Annotated in this window: 8 protein-coding genes and 2 rRNA genes; 2 read left to right on the forward strand and 8 right to left on the reverse strand. The window is 65.0% G+C overall.

The features are described from left to right. Nucleotides 1-14 precede the first annotated feature (14 nt). The 5 genes from ACVWYS_RS15725 to ACVWYS_RS15745 all read right to left on the reverse strand — a co-directional run bounded on the left by ACVWYS_RS15725 (nucleotide 15) and on the right by ACVWYS_RS15745 (nucleotide 7543). Complete coding sequence (locus ACVWYS_RS15725; RefSeq protein WP_456510026.1) at nucleotides 15-1385, reverse strand: FAD-binding oxidoreductase; 1371 nt, start codon at nucleotides 1383-1385, stop codon at nucleotides 15-17. A 34-nt stretch (nucleotides 1386-1419) separates the two neighbouring features. Continuing rightward, nucleotides 1420-3456 (reverse strand): glycoside hydrolase family 13 protein, encoded by a 2037-nt coding sequence (locus ACVWYS_RS15730; RefSeq protein WP_456510027.1) that lies wholly within the window; start codon nucleotides 3454-3456, stop codon nucleotides 1420-1422. Nucleotides 3457-3473: 17 nt separating this feature from the next. Next, on the reverse strand, nucleotides 3474-4463 hold the full coding sequence (locus tag ACVWYS_RS15735; protein ID WP_456510028.1) for a sugar ABC transporter permease: 990 nt from the start codon (nucleotides 4461-4463) through the stop codon (nucleotides 3474-3476). Next, entirely contained in the window at nucleotides 4460-6109 is a 1650-nt protein-coding gene (locus tag ACVWYS_RS15740; protein WP_456510029.1) for an ABC transporter permease subunit, read from the reverse strand. The genes ACVWYS_RS15735 and ACVWYS_RS15740 overlap by 4 nt, the downstream gene beginning before the upstream one ends. Nucleotides 6110-6244: 135 nt before the next feature. After that, on the reverse strand, nucleotides 6245-7543 hold the full coding sequence (locus ACVWYS_RS15745) for a sugar ABC transporter substrate-binding protein (protein ID WP_116767027.1): 1299 nt from the start codon (nucleotides 7541-7543) through the stop codon (nucleotides 6245-6247). Between the two features lie 337 nt (nucleotides 7544-7880). Here ACVWYS_RS15745 and ACVWYS_RS15750 point away from each other — a divergent pair, with 337 nt between their 5' ends. Both ACVWYS_RS15750 and ACVWYS_RS15755 read left to right on the forward strand, forming a co-directional pair. Then, nucleotides 7881-9671, forward strand: a complete 1791-nt coding sequence (locus ACVWYS_RS15750) for a glycoside hydrolase family 13 protein (protein WP_456510030.1) — start codon at nucleotides 7881-7883, stop codon at nucleotides 9669-9671. 2 nt (nucleotides 9672-9673) lie between these two features. Next, nucleotides 9674-10708: a LacI family DNA-binding transcriptional regulator gene (locus ACVWYS_RS15755; RefSeq protein WP_116767028.1), complete on the forward strand. Its 1035-nt coding sequence runs from the start codon at nucleotides 9674-9676 to the stop codon at nucleotides 10706-10708. A 61-nt stretch (nucleotides 10709-10769) separates the two neighbouring features. On the opposite strand, the gene ACVWYS_RS15760 is transcribed toward ACVWYS_RS15755, so the two are convergent. The 3 genes from ACVWYS_RS15760 to ACVWYS_RS15770 all read right to left on the reverse strand — a co-directional run bounded on the left by ACVWYS_RS15760 (nucleotide 10770) and on the right by ACVWYS_RS15770 (nucleotide 14990). Next, nucleotides 10770-11276, reverse strand: coding sequence for an SRPBCC domain-containing protein (locus ACVWYS_RS15760; protein ID WP_344361027.1), 507 nt, complete (start codon nucleotides 11274-11276; stop codon nucleotides 10770-10772). A gap of 223 nt (nucleotides 11277-11499) precedes the next feature. Beyond that, nucleotides 11500-11616: ribosomal RNA gene (rrf, locus tag ACVWYS_RS15765) — 5S ribosomal RNA — on the reverse strand. A 240-nt stretch (nucleotides 11617-11856) separates the two neighbouring features. Then, nucleotides 11857-14990 (reverse strand): 23S ribosomal RNA (locus tag ACVWYS_RS15770). Between the last annotated feature and the right edge of the window lie 301 nt (nucleotides 14991-15291).

Below are 15291 nucleotides of genomic sequence, written 5' to 3' on the forward strand. Positions count from 1 at the left end.
GTGGCACGGGCGGGCTAAATCGCCTTTCCGGGGTTCAGTATCCCGGCCGGGTCGAACAGCTCCTTGATCCGGCGCTGCAGCTCACGCACCGGTTCCTTCTGCTCCAGGCCAAGCCAGCGCAGCTTGTACTGCCCGATCCCGTGTTCGCCCGTGATGGTGCCCCCCATGGCCAGGGCCACAGCAATGGACTTGTCCAGGGCGGCGCCGAGCCGGGCCATGGCATCGGCGTCCACGGCGTTGTCCACGCGGTCGATCCAGAAGGTGGGATGGAGGTTCCCGTCGCCGGCGTGGGCCACGACCTTGAGCTGGACCCGGTGCTCGGCCGCGATGGCCTCAAGCTCTGCGACGTAATCCACCAGCCGCGAGCGCGGCACAGCCACGTCCTCGCCCACCCGGTATTCGTCATCCACCTCGGTTCCGCGGCTGTTGCGGCGCAGTTCGACAAGCTGCTCTGCCTCGGCGTTGGCTTCCATGGTCACCACCGCTCCCCCGGCGGCGAGGACCGGACGGATGGCCGCGGCTTCGGCTGCCGCGCCGAAGCCGTCGGTCTGGATCAGCAGCAGGGACGCCCCGCGCGCCGCCAGGTCCGAGCCGTGGATGTCGTCGAGCTGGGCGAGCGAGCCGCCGTCGAGCAGTTCCATGATGGCCGGCTGCACGCGGGCCTTGCCGACCGCAAGGACGCCGGCCGCGGCGCTGCGGAAGTCCGGGTAGAAGGCGGCGATCGTATGGACCTCGCGCGGCAGGTACTTGAGCCGCACGGTCACCCCGACCACGATCCCCAGCGTCCCCTCTGAGCCGACGAACAGCCCCGTGAGGTCGTAGCCGGCGACGCCCTTGAACGTCTGGTGGCCGGTGTGGATCAGGGTGCCGTCCGCGAGCACGACGTCGAGGGCCAGGACCGAGTCCCGCGTCACCCCGTACTTCGCACACCGCAGCCCGCCCGCGTTGGTGGCCACGTTGCCGCCGATGGTCGACATCTTGAAGCTCGCCGGATCCGGGGCGTACATGAGTCCGTGGTCGGCGGCGGCGGCGTTGAGGTCCGCGTTGATGACGCCGGGTTCGACGACGGCGGTCTCGTCATCCGGGTTGAGGTCCAGGATGCGGTTCATCCTCTCGAGGCTGAGCACCACGCAGCCCTCGCTCGCGTGGGCGCCGCCGGAGACGCCGGTACCGGCCCCGCGGGCCACGAGCGCGACACCGCGGGCGGCGCAGGCACGCACGGTGGCCTGGACGTCGGCCACCGATTCGGCGCGGACCACGGCCTGCGGGAGCTGGTAGTCCAGGACGGGTGCCTGGTCCACCGCGTAGGCGGCCAGGCTGGCGGGGTCCACGGCAATTTTCGCCGGGCCCAGGGCAGAGGTCAGCTCGTCGATGATGCTGCGCATGCGGTCTCCAGTTCGGTCGAATCCGGCTCCCAGTCTAAGACTGCGGGGCCGGCACCCGGGTCCCCGGCAGCACCCACGCCGCGGCCGCCGGGCCCAGGGTGCAGATCAGGGCACTCCCGGCAGCCCCGTCCGCCCTGCTCTGCGCGGCAGACGCGTCCAGTTCCGGTGCCCGTCCAGTGCCGGTCTCCCTGTCCGCCTCCGTGTCCGGGCTCAGCGCCACGCTGACCTGGGCCGTCGCGTACGCAGGCGGCCGGGTGAGGGCCGCGAGCTGGATGTCCGAGAGCGCGCCGGGCGCCAGCCGAACCCCGGCGCCGGCCCGGGCCACCACCACCAGCACGGCGCTCTGCGCGGTTTCGCGCACAAACGCCAGGGCGTCCCCGTGGGCGTACAGCCAGCGCACGCCGCCGGCGGTGAGCGCGGGTTGTTCCCGGCGCAGCGCGGTGAGGGCCGCGTAGTCCGCCCGGAGGTCGGCGGGGATGCGGCCGGGGTCGTTCCACGGCATGGGTGTCCGGGAGAACTCCCCGTTGTCGCCTGTGAGCCCGAATTCATCCCCGGCGAACAGCACGGGAACCCCCGGCAGGGTGAACATCAGCAGCGCGCCGAGCCGTTGGCCGCCGTCGATCATCGCGGTGGCCGCCCGTGCGGTGTCATGGCTGTTTAGGGCGTTCATGTTCTGCTGCCGCACGTCCCAGCTGAACGCGGAGGCGAGGTCCAGGTGTGTGGCCAGGAAGTCCTCGGCGCCGGTCCGGTTGGGCCCGGGCAGCGGGGTTCCGAAGAAGTTCACGTGCCGGGCGTCCCCGGCCAGCCAGGACCACAGCGGACGGGTGAAGTTGGAGTAGGTCATGGCGCCGTGCCAGTGCTCGCCGCTGAAATCGGGTGCGGCGTCGTTGGTGGCCTCGGCGAGCAGCGCGGCATCCGGGTTGATCGAGCGGACCCGGTCCGCGATCAGCCGGGCGACGTCCTGGTTGAGGTCCGTTCCCCCGAGCCTCCCGGTCATGTTGCCGACGTCGATCCGCCATCCGTCCATGTTGAACGGCGGCCGCAGCCAGCGCGCCACCGGGGAATCGTCGTCCAGGACGAATTTCTCGCGCAGGCCGCGGGAGGCCCAGTTGAGTTTGGGCAGCGACGGGACGCCGTACCAGGCCTCGTACTCCGTGTGCTCGGCGTTGAAATAGTAATACCCGGCCTCCTCCGAGGCAGGGTCCGCCAAGGCGCGCCGGAACCATTCGTGGGCGGCGCCGGAGTGGTTGGCCGTGAGGTCGCCCATGACCCGCAGGCCGCGGGCATGCGCGGCCTCGACCAGTTCCACGAGGGCCTCGTCCCCTCCCAGCAGCGGATCCACGCAGCTGAAGGTGGCGGCGTCGTAGCGGTGGTTGGAGCGGGCCGGGAAGAACGGGGTCAGGTAGATGACGTCGGCCCCGAGGGCCTGGATGTGGTCCAGCCGTTCGGTGATGCCCCGGAGGTCGCCGCCGTAGTACTGGTAGGGGGTCTGCGGGCCTGCGCCCTCCACGGGGGTGTCGTCCCAGCTGCACGGCACGGCCCAGTCGGGGACCTGGCGCGCCGGGCCGGGCGCGGACGCGGAGCGGGCGAAGCGGTCCGGGAAGATCTGGTACATCGTGCCACGGCGCAGCCATTCGGGCGCGGGCCGGAACGTCGTGAGGCGGAAGTCGGCGTAGTCGGAGACGTCCCGGCTGAACAGTCCCTGCGCGTTCAGGCTCCAGTACCGCAGACGGCCGCCGGCTTCTGCGCCGGTTCCGGCGCCGTCCGCACCGCAGTCGCCGGCGGCACCGGCGGGGACTTCCAGGAGGAATCGGTAGCGGGCCACCGGGTTGGTCACCGCCGTGGCGGCCTCCCACCAGACCCAGCCGTCTGCCTCGCCAAGGGAGCTGGCGGGATCGTAGCGGGGCTCGCCGTCGTGGATTGACCGGAGCCACACCTTGGAGGCCTGCCCCCAGCCGGCGGGCACGCGGAGCCGCAGGCGGATCTCCGCCCCCAGGTCCGCGTGCCCGGGTGCGTGGAGAGCCGAGCCGTCGTGGTGCGGCAGGGGGCCCGTGCCGCCCGGCGGTGTCATGCCCGTCCCGTGCATGCCTAGCCCTTCACCGAGCCCTGGGTGAGGCCGCTGACGATGTAGCGCTGCAGGTAGAGGAACAGGGCCATCACGGGGACGGCGGACAGTACGGCGCCGGCGGCAAAGACTCCCCAGTTCTCGGAGCGCTGCTGGGCCACGAAGGAGTAGAGCCCGACGGCGAGCGTCTGGCTGTCCGGATCCGTGAGCACCACGCTGGCGATCACGAACTCGCCGGAGATGGCGATGAAGCTCAGCAGGCCCACCACGGCCAGGATGGGGGTGACGAGCCGCAGGATGATGCCGAAGAAGATCTGCGCGTGGCTGGCGCCGTCGATCTTCGCCGCCTCGTCGAGGGACTGCGGCACGGTGTTGAAGAAGCCGTACATGAGGTAGGTGTTTACGCCCAGGGCGCCGCCGAGATACACCATGATCAGGCCCAGCTGGCTGCCCAGGCCGAGGGCAGGGATGACCTCGGAGATCCCGCTCAGGAGCAGGAAAATGGCGACGACGGCGAGCAGTTGCGGGAACATCTGCAGCAGCAGCAGGCTCAGCAGGCCGATCCGGCGACCTGTGAAGCGCATGCGGGAGAATGCGTAGGCCGCCATGGCGCCCAGGAACACGGTGGCCGCCGACGTCACGCCGCCCACCACCATGGTGTTGACGAACCAATGGGCGAAGGGCCGCGAGGGATTGTTCATGAGCTCGGCGAAGTTGCCGAAATCGATCCGGCTGAAAAGCGCGTTGGATCCCACCAGGGTTCCGGTGGAGTTGAAGGCCGCGGAGAGCACATACAGCAGTGGGAAGATCGCAAAGATGGTGACCACGATCCCCACAACGTGCCGCCAGCCCTTGTCCTTGAACCAGGCGCCGAAGGGCTTGCGGCGCCGGAGGGCTGGGAGCTCGCCGGCGAGCGCGGGTTCAGCGCCGATTTTCTCGCGTGTGTTGTCGCCTGCGGCGGCGGCCAGCGGCTGGTCCGTGATGGAGACGACGCGTTGTGCGGGCCCGTTCATGAGTTCACTTCCTCAAGTGCCTTGGTCTGCTTGAAGCTGATGGCCGAGACAGTGGCCACGATGATGAAGATGATGATCGCCAGGGCGCTGGCGAGGCCGTAGTCGCGCCCGGTGCCCTGCCCGAAGGCCACTTTGTAGACGAGCGTGATCAGGATGTCCGTGGCCCCGATGTCCCGGTCCGTGTCCGCGAACCGCGGACCGCCGCCGGTGAGCATGAAGATCACGTTGAAGTTGTTGAAGTTGAAGGCGAAGGAGGAGATCAGCAGCGGCGCGATCGAGACCAGCAGGAGCGGCAGCTTGATGGAGCGGAATACCCGCCACGGGCTGGCGCCGTCCATCCGGGCCGCCTCGTCCAGTTCAGTGGGCAGGGACTGCAGGGCCCCGGTGCAGACGAGGAACATGTACGGGAAGCCGAGCCAGAGATTGACCACCAGCACGCTGATCTTGGCCAGGACCGGGTCCGTCAGCCAGCCGATCGTGGCCCCGCCCAGCAGGGTCTGGTTGAGCCAGCCGAACTGCGGGTTGAGGATGCCGGACCAGACCAGGCCGGAGAGGAACGCCGGAAACGCGTAGGGCAGGATCATGAGGATCCGGTAGACCTTCTTGCCGCGCAGGTCCTCGCGGTTGAAGGTGATCGCCAGGAACAGTCCCAGGGCGAAAGTCAGGGCCACGGACGCGACGGCGAAGGTGAAGGTCCAGAGTATGACGCCGAGCAGCGGACCGCGGAGGCTCGGATCGGTGAAGGCACGCGCGAAGTTCTCCATGCCGACGTCGATCTTCCAGCCGGTGCTCAGGGTCTCGCCGCTGTCCGTGGCGAACGCTCCCTTGCCGTTGTCCCGGTAGACGGCGCCGGTGTCCGTGTCCGTGAAGGTGCCGGCACCGGCGTCGTACTTCAAAGCCGGTTTGAACTGGTAGGCGGAGCTGCCGTCGGCGGTGCGCAGGGTGCCGTCGGCGGGGTTGGCCGAGACCGGAACGGTGATGGCCAGGATCCGCTGCTGGTTGGCGACGATCTCCTGGAAGTTCAGGGTCCTGTACCCGTCCAGGGCGTTGGCCTTCCCGGTGGAATCCGTGCCGGCGCCGGAGACCTCTTCCAACGGTTTGCCGGTGCCACCCAGGGATATCTTGCCATCCGGGTCCGTGAACAGCAGGTAGAAGGACTCGTCCTTCGACAGCACGGCCGCCTTGTACGCCGGGGAATCGGGAACGCGCTTTTGCGCCGTGAGCTGGATGGCCGCGATCGCGTCATCCTTGGTGCTGTTGTGCCCGTCGCCGTAGTTGGTGAAGGCGATATAGCCGCTGAAAAACACCACGAAGACCTGGAACACGAGCAGGAACAGCACGCCAGGGGCAAGATACTTCGCGGGCAGTCCGCCCTTGCGCAGGTAGATCCAGTTGATCACCAGCACGACGGCAGCGGCGACGGTCAGCACACCCCAAGACTGGCTGAGGAACAGCATCATAAGCACGTAGACGGCGACGGCGTCCACGAGGCCCAGCAGCACGATCTTGGCGACCGTTCCTTTGGTGGTGTCGGGGACGAAAGTTCGGCGGCGGGGCACTGCTTGTTTCCCTGCGGGTTTCCCGACGGGGCTGCCGGGTGCTGCGGGGGCGGAATCGTCGGCCGGGCGGAGTTCGGTGTCTGTCATGGCTGTCTACGGTCCTCGGGAGAAAGCTGGGGGTGGTGCAGGAACGGGCCGGGCGGCATGGTGTGCCGCCCGGCCCGGTGCTGTGCGGTGTCCCGGGTCCTTGGGAGCCGGGGAACCGCGCGGGGGCTGACTGTATTAGCCCGCGATCTTGGCCTTGATGCTGGCAGCCATCTTGGCCCAGTCAGCGGCGGGATCGCCCTGGCCCTTGATGAGGGCGAGCTCGGTGGCTCCCCAGTCCGCCCAGACGGCACTCATTTCCGGGATGGCCGGCATCGGGACGCCGGCGGCGCCGATCTTGCCGAAGGCTGCCACGACGGGGTCGCTGGCGGCCTTCTCGAAGGAGGCCTTCAGGGCCGGCGGACGGCCTCCGGCCTTGTACATCGAGTCCTGCGCTGCCTCGGTGGTGAGGTAGTTGGTGACGAACTCATTCGTGGCGAGGGCGTTGGCGCTCTTGGAGCTGATAAAGAAGCCGTTGACGCCGATGAACGGCTGGGCGGGCTTGTCACCGGCGGTGGGCAGCTCGTCGACGGCGAACTTGATGCCCTTCTTCTGCACGTCCGGCACGTTCCACGGACCGGTCAGGTAGTACGGGGACTCGCCGGCCAGGAATTTCTCCTTGGCGATGTCACCGGTGATGTTGGAGTTGATGATCTTCTCACCGGCGTCGCCCCAGGCGGCCAGCTTCTTGGCGAACTCGACGCCGGCAGCGTCGCCGATCAGCAGCTGCTTGGGATCGTAGCCGCCGTCGGCAGACTTGCCGAAGACCTCTGAGCCCATGGAGGACTGCAGCGGGTAGAGGTGGTACGGGTCGCCCTGCTTCGGGTCCATGCCGACGAGGAACGGGAACTTCGCCTTGCCGTCGGCCACGGCCTTCTTGCCGTTGGCGATGACTTCATCCAGGGTCTTGGCGCTCTGGGGCACGAGGTCCGTGTTGCGCAGCAGTGCGATGTTCTCGATCGCGTACGGGACACCGTAGACGGAGCCGTTGTAGGTCATCGCCTTGATGGAGGAGTCCTGGAACGCGGACTTCTTGTCGCCCAGTTCCACCGGTGCGATCACGCCGTTCTGGACGAACTTGCCTACCCAGTCGTGCGGGCCGACGATCAGGTCCGGGCCCTTGCCGGTGGGAACCTGGGTGATGAAGTCGTCGCGGACTGCGGCGAAGTCCTTGACGACGAGCTTGACCTCGATGCCGGTGTCGGCCTGGAACTTGGCCGTAATGTCCTTCAGCGCGGGTGAGCGCTCGGCGTCGACCCACATGGTTATCGTGCTGGCGCCGGAGGCCTTCAGGTCAGGCTTGGCCGTCGCGGTGGCGGGTGCGGTGGCTGCGGCGCCGCCGCATGCGCTGAGGGCCAGCGCGGCCACTGCGGAGATCGCGCCCGCGGTGAATACGCGGCGGGTCGTCCCGTTTGTGAGGGTGTTCTGCACCTTCATTGGTGTCCCTTTCATAAAATCCTGCATCCACGCATAAGGCCCTGGAAGTCCATTCCAGAGCCCCGTGGCATCGTCGGTGATGTGGCTCACAGCTGCAAGCGCTTCCAAAGTACACGCTAAGTGCGGCTTTGAAAAGTCAGTCTACCGAGCAGTAGCGGGGCCGCGGGGTCCCGCCGCTTCACGACGCGTCAGCGCTATGGGGTTACCGTTTGCCGCCCTTCGTGGCCTGGACGCCGGGGCTGCGGCCGGCAATAGTCCAATCGCTTGCCGAAAATACTCGGCCGAATATGACTGGAAGCGTTTTCAATTTCGGTGGTCGGGGCTTACGATTACCGCCATGTCCGTTGATTCAGTTCTCTTCTCCCCCGCCGCGCTGGCCGGCTTCCCGGCCGGCCCCCTGACGGGTCCGTTGACCCCGGTGCACGCCGCAGACCAGCTCCCCGGGTGGTGGCGGTCCGCTGTCATCTACCAGGTCTATCCGCGCTCGTTCCGGGACCTGGACGGCGACGGCATCGGTGACCTCGCCGGCATCACCGCTGAACTGCCCCGTCTCGCCGAACTCGACATCGACGCCGTCTGGCTTTCGCCGTTCTACCGGTCTCCGCAGCGTGACGCCGGCTACGACGTCAGCGACTACTGCGACGTCGACCCATTGTTTGGCACCCTGAATGATTTCGACGCCATGATGGCCGAGGCCACCCGGCTGGGGCTGCGGATGATCGTGGACCTCGTGCCCAACCACTGTTCGGACCAGCACCCGGCCTTCCAGGCAGCTCTGGCCGCTCCCGCCGGCAGCCCCGAGCGGGACATGTTCATCTTCCGGGACGGCCGCGGGACGTTTGGCGAAGAGCCGCCGAACAACTGGCAGTCCCACTTTGGCGGACCGGCCTGGACCCGGATTACGGAGCCGGACGGCGCCCCGGGCCAGTGGTACCTGCACCTCTTCGATTCCTCCCAGCCGGACTTCAACTGGGACAACCGCGCGGTCCACGATGAATTCGAGCGAGTCCTGCGCTTTTGGCTGGACCGCGGGGTTTCCGGGTTCCGGGTGGACGTGGCGCACGCCCTGGTCAAGGCCCCGGGCCTGCCCGAGTGGGGCGGCCGCGCCGACGGCAACAGCTGCGACGGCTTTCCCGGCCACGACGCTCCGATGTTCGGCCAGCCGGCCCTGCATGACATCTACCGCCAGTGGCGGCGGATTCTGGCAGAGTACGGCCCCGACCGGATCCTCTGCGCCGAGGCCAATGTGGACCCGCTCCCCCGCCTGGCCGATTGGGTCCGTCCGGACGAAATGCACCAGGCCTTCAACTTCCCGTACCTTCACGCGGGCCTCGACGTGCACCGCATGCGCCACGTCATCACCGAGTCCCTGACGGCGCTGGACGCCGTCGCGGCTCCCAGCACATGGGTGCTCTCCAACCACGACGTCGTCCGACATGCCACGCGCTTCGGATACAGCGGCCAGGCGCCGCGTGACGGTGACGGAATAGGCACCTCGGACCCGCAGCCCGACGAGGAGCTGGGCCGGTCCCGAGCGGCCGCCGCGTCCATGTTCATGCTGGGGCTGCCCGGCGGGGCCTACCTCTACCAGGGTGAGGAGCTCGGCCTCTCGGACGGAATCGACATCCCGGACGCCCGGCGCCAGGACCCCACCTTCGCCCGCACCGGCGGCGCGCGGCTGGGCCGCGACGGTTGCCGTGTCCCGCTGCCCTGGCGGGGAGGGGAACTCCACGCAGGATTCGGCGACGGGCAGGATCCCTGGTTGCCGCAGCCGGAGAGCTTCGCGGGCCTGGCGCGCGATGTGCAGGCTGCTTCGCCGTCGTCGCACTTGAACCTGTACAAGCGCATGCTGGATTTGCGCCGCGGGTTGGACATGGGCCGCGGCTCCCTGTCCTGGTACGAGGACCTTTGCACGAACACGAGCCTGGCCTTCCTCAACGGGACCACGTTGGTGCTCCTGAACACCGGCTCCGAACCCCTGGAGATGCCTGCCGGACGGGTTCTGCTGCGCAGTTCAACGCCCCCGGGCGCAGGCTACGCAGCCGGGGACATGTCCAGTGCCGGGGATCAGTTAAGCTCAGGTGAAACTGTTTGGCTGGAAATCTACATCGAGGACACGGAGGGGTAGGAATGCCCGGCATCAAGGACGTCGCAGAACGGTCCGGCCTCTCCATCGCCACCGTTTCGCGCGCCTTGAGCGGCAAGGGCAACGTCTCCGCCCGCAGCCGGGAGCGCGCCCGGGCCGCCGCCGCCGAGCTCGGCTTCGTCCTCTCCTACCACGCGTCCAGCCTGGCCTCCGGGCGTAACCACAATGTCGGCGTCGTGGTGCCTTCGGTCCACCGGTGGTTCTTTTCCTCGGTGGTCGAAGGCGTCTCGGCGACCCTGCTGGACGCCGGCTACGATCTCACGCTGTACAACGTGAGCGAGGGGCAGGAGCGCCGGCACAGCGTACTGAACGACTTCCTGCTGCGCAAACGCGTGGACGCCGTGATCGCGGTATCCCTGGAGCTCTCCGAGGCGGAAATTGACCAGCTGCTGGCCATCCACCGTCCGATCGTGGGGATCGGCGGCCCCCTCCCCGGAGCCTCGACGATCCGCATCAATGACTCCGGCATCGCGGAGGCTGCGGCGCGGCACCTGATCCAGCTCGGCCACAGCAGGATCGCCCACATGACCGGCGACGCGGCCTATGAGCAGGACTTCCGCCTACCGGGGACCCGCCAGGCAGGGTTTAAGAAAGCAATGCGGGATGCTGGACTGGCCGTCCGGCCGGAGTGGCAGGTCTCTGCCGATTTCACGATCCAGGGAGCCTATGCCAGCGCCCGGCAGTTGCTAGGCAGCTCGGCGGAACGTCCCACGGCTGTCTTTGCCGCCTCCGATGAGATGGCGATCGGCACCATTCTCGCGGCCCGGGATTTCGGCCTGAGCGTGCCACACGACCTCTCGGTCATCGGCATCGACGGCCATGAGCTGGGCGAGGTCTTCGGGCTGACCACGATCGATCAGGACGCGCGGGGCCAGGGCGCGCTGGCCGTGCGGCGCCTGCTGGCAGGGCTCGACGGCGGCGAGGACGCGGGGGCCGCAGACACCGAATACCCCACTCGCTTTGTGATCCGGTCCAGCACTGCTGTTCCCCCCGTTGACCAGGGGCCCTTGCGCAACTAGGCATCGGGCTGCGCAGCCGCGTCAGAGGGTGCGGTCGCCCAGGAGTGCGTCTACGGCTCGCTCAGGCGTCCGGGCTGCCGGCACCGGCGCCGCCCATGAACCGGACGAATCGGTCCAGGACACCGGGCCAGCCGGCCGCATAGTCGGCCCGGGCTGCCGCGGGATCCTCGGCGCCTTCCCAGCCGCTGTGCACCAGACGCAGCTCCGTCCCGTCACCGACCGCCTTGAACGCCACCCGGAGCTCAGTGGACCACATGGCCGTGGTTCCGGGGTGCCAGCTGGCGTGGAAGGACAGCGGAGGCTGCCAGTCATCAATCGAGCCCCAGACGGCTGTCCTGCCATCATCCGAGGTCTCCAGGATGAGGCTCTCCTCGAACTCCACGTAGGAGCCGAGGCCATAGACGCTGTGGTCCTCCATCGGCCACCAGAGGTGCGTGTGTTCGGTGAAGCCCATGAACGCCCGTGCGACAGCGCCAGGGACCACAACACTGACGACGACGGGATCAAGTTCGTCGGCCGGCTCAGGTTCCGGCGCGCTCGACGGAGCATGGCTGAAGAGGTTATCCATGGGCAACCACTCTACCCGCGTGACGCTCCCGCACGTTTCGCACTGATCGGTCCGACGCTCCCGCACGTCTGACAGGGATCGCTGCGGTGCTGCCGCACGTCCCGGGGGTGTGCCGGTGGTGGGGGTGGGTCGCGGAGTGTGTGATGTCTCGGGTGATGGGTTTTGTTGGTTAAATGCGGGAGGACCCCCAACCTGTGGTTGGGGGTCCTCGACCTGAATGGTGTTCCGGCGGTGACCTACTCTCCCACACCCTCCCGGGTGCAGTACCATCGGCGCTGTGGGTCTTAGCTTCCGGGTTCGGAATGGGACCGGGCGTTTCCCCCACGCTATGACCGCCGTAACCCTTGCTCCACCGCCTGTCCGTTGCCGGAGGCGGGGAAATCTGTGTGGTTACAACCTGCTGCACCGGTGTTGCTGGTGCAGTTGTGGTGTTGTGTATGTTGTTGTTGGTTCCTGTTGTAACGTGCCGCGGGTGCGGGTTTGTTGGTTGGGAACCACATAGTGGACGCAAGCAGTCTTGTTTCTTTGTACCCTCCCCGTGGTGCGAACCCCTTTTGAAACGGGTTCGCGGGAAGAGTGTGTGGTGTAAGTTATCGGCCTATTAGTACCGGTCAGCTTCACGAGTCGTTAGTCCTCGCTTCCACATCCGGCCTATCAACCCAGTGGTCTGGCTGGGGGCCTCTCACACACAAGGTGTATGGAAATCTCATCTCGAAGCGAGCTTCCCGCTTAGATGCTTTCAGCGGTTATCCCATCCGAACGTAGCTAATCAGCGGTGCACTTGGCAGTACAACTGACACACCAGAGGTTCGTCCGTCCCGGTCCTCTCGTACTAAGGACAGCCCTTCTCAAATTTCCTGCGCGCGCAGCGGATAGGGACCGAACTGTCTCACGACGTTCTAAACCCAGCTCGCGTACCGCTTTAATGGGCGAACAGCCCAACCCTTGGGACCTACTCCAGCCCCAGGATGCGACGAGCCGACATCGAGGTGCCAAACCATGCCGTCGATATGGACTCTTGGGCAAGATCAGCCTGTTATCCCCGAGGTACCTTTTATCCGTTGAGCGACGGCCATTCCACAATGTACCGCCGGATCACTAGTCCCGACTTTCGTCCCTGCTCGAGATGTCTCTCTCACAGTCAAGCTCCCTTGTGCACTTACACTCGACACCTGATTGCCAACCAGGCTGAGGGAACCTTTGGGCGCCTCCGTTACTTTTTAGGAGGCAACCGCCCCAGTTAAACTACCCATCAGGCACTGTCCCTGACCCGGATTACGGGCCGAAGTTAGATGTCCAAAGTGACCAGAGTGGTATTTCAACGATGACTCCACCCGAACTGGCGTCCGGGCTTCAACGTCTCCCACCTATCCTACACAAGCCACTCCGAACACCAATACCAAACTATAGTAAAGGTCTCGGGGTCTTTCCGTCCTGCTGCGCGTAACGAGCATCTTTACTCGTACTGCAATTTCGCCGAGTTTATGGTTGAGACAGCGGGGAAGTCGTTACTCCATTCGTGCAGGTCGGAACTTACCCGACAAGGAATTTCGCTACCTTAGGATGGTTATAGTTACCACCGCCGTTTACTGGGGCTTAAATTCTCAGCTTCGCCTTGCGGCTAACCGGTCCTCTTAACCTTCCAGCACCGGGCAGGAGTCAGTCCGTATACATCGTCTTGCGACTTCGCACGGACCTGTGTTTTTAGTAAACAGTCGCTTCCCCCTGGTCTCTGCGGCCCCGATCCCCTCCCACCAGCGTGTGGTGTTCAAGGTTGGGGCCCCCCTTCTCCCGAAGTTACGGGGGCATTTTGCCGAGTTCCTTAACCATAATTCTCTCGATCGCCTTAGTATTCTCTACCTGATCACCTGTGTCGGTTTGGGGTACGGGCGGCTAAAACCTCGCGTCGATGCTTTTCTCGGCAGCATAGGATCACCGAATCCCCCCTACGGGGGTCCCGTCAGATCTCAGGCATCATGAACGGCGGATTTGCCTACCGTTCGCCCTACATCCTTAGACCGGGACAACCATCGCCCGGCTCGGCTACCTTCCTGCGTCACACCTGTTAATACGCTTGCCTCCCAGGATCAGGTCCCGCGCTCCACCAAAACCCTCACACCCAAAGGGTGATCGGGCAGGTCTCGGGCGGTTAGTATCCCCTGTTCAACATGGGCGGTTTTTCGCCGGTACGGGAATATCAACCCGTTGTCCATCGACTACGCCTGTCGGCCTCGCCTTAGGTCCCGACTTACCCAGGGCAGATTAGCTTGACCCTGGAACCCTTGATCATTCGGCGGACGGGTTTCTCACCCGTCTTTCGCTACTCATGCCTGCATTCTCACTCGTGTAGGCTCCACCGCTGGTTTACACCGCGACTTCACCGCCCACACGACGCTCCCCTACCCATCCAGACGCCTGAACCACAAGGGCTTAGCTAATATCTGAATGCCACAACTTCGGCGGTGTACTTGAGCCCCGCTACATTGTCGGCGCGGAATCACTTGACCAGTGAGCTATTACGCACTCTTTTAAGGATGGCTGCTTCTAAGCCAACCTCCTGGTTGTCTTCGCAACTCCACATCCTTTCCCACTTAGCACACGCTTAGGGGCCTTAGTTGGTGGTCTGGGCTGTTTCCCTCTCGACTATGAAGCTTATCCCCCACAGTCTCACTGCTGCGCTCTCACTTACCGGCATTCGGAGTTTGGCTGACGTCAGTAACCTTGTAGGGCCCATTAGCCATCCAGTAGCTCTACCTCCGGTAAGAAACACGCAACGCTGCACCTAAATGCATTTCGGGGAGAACCAGCTATCACGAAGTTTGATTGGCCTTTCACCCCTACCCACAGCTCATCCCCTCCATTTTCAACTGAAGTGGGTTCGGTCCTCCACGACGTCTTACCGTCGCTTCAACCTGGCCATGGGTAGATCACTTCGCTTCGGGTCTAGATCACGCCACTGCAACGCCCTGTTCAGACTCGCTTTCGCTACGGCTTCCCCACACGGGTTAACCTCGCGACGTAACACTAACTCGCAGGCTCATTCTTCAAAAGGCACGCCGTCACAACTACACAGCAAGCTGCGGTTGCTCCGACGGATTGTAAGCACACGGTTTCAGGTACTGTTTCACTCCCCTCCCGGGGTACTTTTCACCTTTCCCTCACGGTACTGGTCCGCTATCGGTCATTAGGGAGTATTTAGGCTTATCAGGTGGTCCTGACAGATTCGCACGGGATTTCTCGGGCCCCGTGCTACTTGGGATACTCTCCAGGCGGTACACAACATTTCGGTTACGGGGCTCACACCCTCTACGGCCGGCCTTTCAAGACCGTTCACCTATGCCTGCACATCACACCTCACCAGCCCGGCAGAACTGGTATGGAAAGTCCCACAACCCCGACCATGCAACGCCCGCCGGCTATCACACATGGAACGGTTTAGCCTGATCCGCGTTCGCTCGCCACTACTAACGGAATCACTATTGTTTTCTCTTCCTGCGGGTACTGAGATGTTTCACTTCCCCGCGTTCCCTCCACGCACCCTATGTGTTCAGATGCGGGTCACCAGGCAGCTCGCGCCCCTGGCGGGGTTTCCCCATTCGGACACCCTGGGATCACAGTCCGGTTATCGACTCCCCCAGGCTTATCGCAGATTCCTACGTCCTTCTTCGGCTCCTAATGCCAAGGCATCCACCGTGTGCTCTTAAAAACTTGACCACAAAAGATCAATCAGTAATTTTCGAGAGAACCATGAAAACCACCACCACCGCCCCGAAGGACAACAGCGACAGATCCAGGTTCATATTCTTGGAAATTGCTTCTTATAAAAGATGCTCGCGTCCACTATGTAGTTCTCAAACAACAACCCCGTACCACACACCCCACACACACAACCCACACGGGCCGATACATGCATGATCGGTGCAGCCAGGAAACCAGAAACACAAGTCCCGGAACAATCACGGCCAAAGCCGCAACCACCCGGTCCTGTTGTCTCAGGACCCAACAGTGTGCCAAA

The organism is Arthrobacter sp. TE12231, from assembly GCF_054062895.1.

What these genes read in the sequence shown, in the direction of transcription:
- ACVWYS_RS15725 (WP_456510026.1), bottom strand. Translation starts at nt 1,385, where the DNA reads ATGCGCAGCATCATCGACGAGCTGACCTCTGCCCTGGGCCCGGCGAAA.
- ACVWYS_RS15730 (WP_456510027.1), bottom strand. Translation starts at nt 3,456, where the DNA reads ATGACACCGCCGGGCGGCACGGGCCCCCTGCCGCACCACGACGGCTCG.
- ACVWYS_RS15735 (WP_456510028.1), bottom strand. Translation starts at nt 4,463, where the DNA reads ATGAACGGGCCCGCACAACGCGTCGTCTCCATCACGGACCAGCCGCTG.
- ACVWYS_RS15740 (WP_456510029.1), bottom strand. Translation starts at nt 6,109, where the DNA reads ATGACAGACACCGAACTCCGCCCGGCCGACGATTCCGCCCCCGCAGCA.
- ACVWYS_RS15745 (WP_116767027.1), bottom strand. Translation starts at nt 7,543, where the DNA reads ATGAAGGTGCAGAACACCCTCACAAACGGGACGACCCGCCGCGTATTC.
- ACVWYS_RS15750 (WP_456510030.1), top strand. Translation starts at nt 7,881, where the DNA reads ATGTCCGTTGATTCAGTTCTCTTCTCCCCCGCCGCGCTGGCCGGCTTC.
- ACVWYS_RS15755 (WP_116767028.1), top strand. Translation starts at nt 9,674, where the DNA reads ATGCCCGGCATCAAGGACGTCGCAGAACGGTCCGGCCTCTCCATCGCC.
- ACVWYS_RS15760 (WP_344361027.1), bottom strand. Translation starts at nt 11,276, where the DNA reads ATGGATAACCTCTTCAGCCATGCTCCGTCGAGCGCGCCGGAACCTGAG.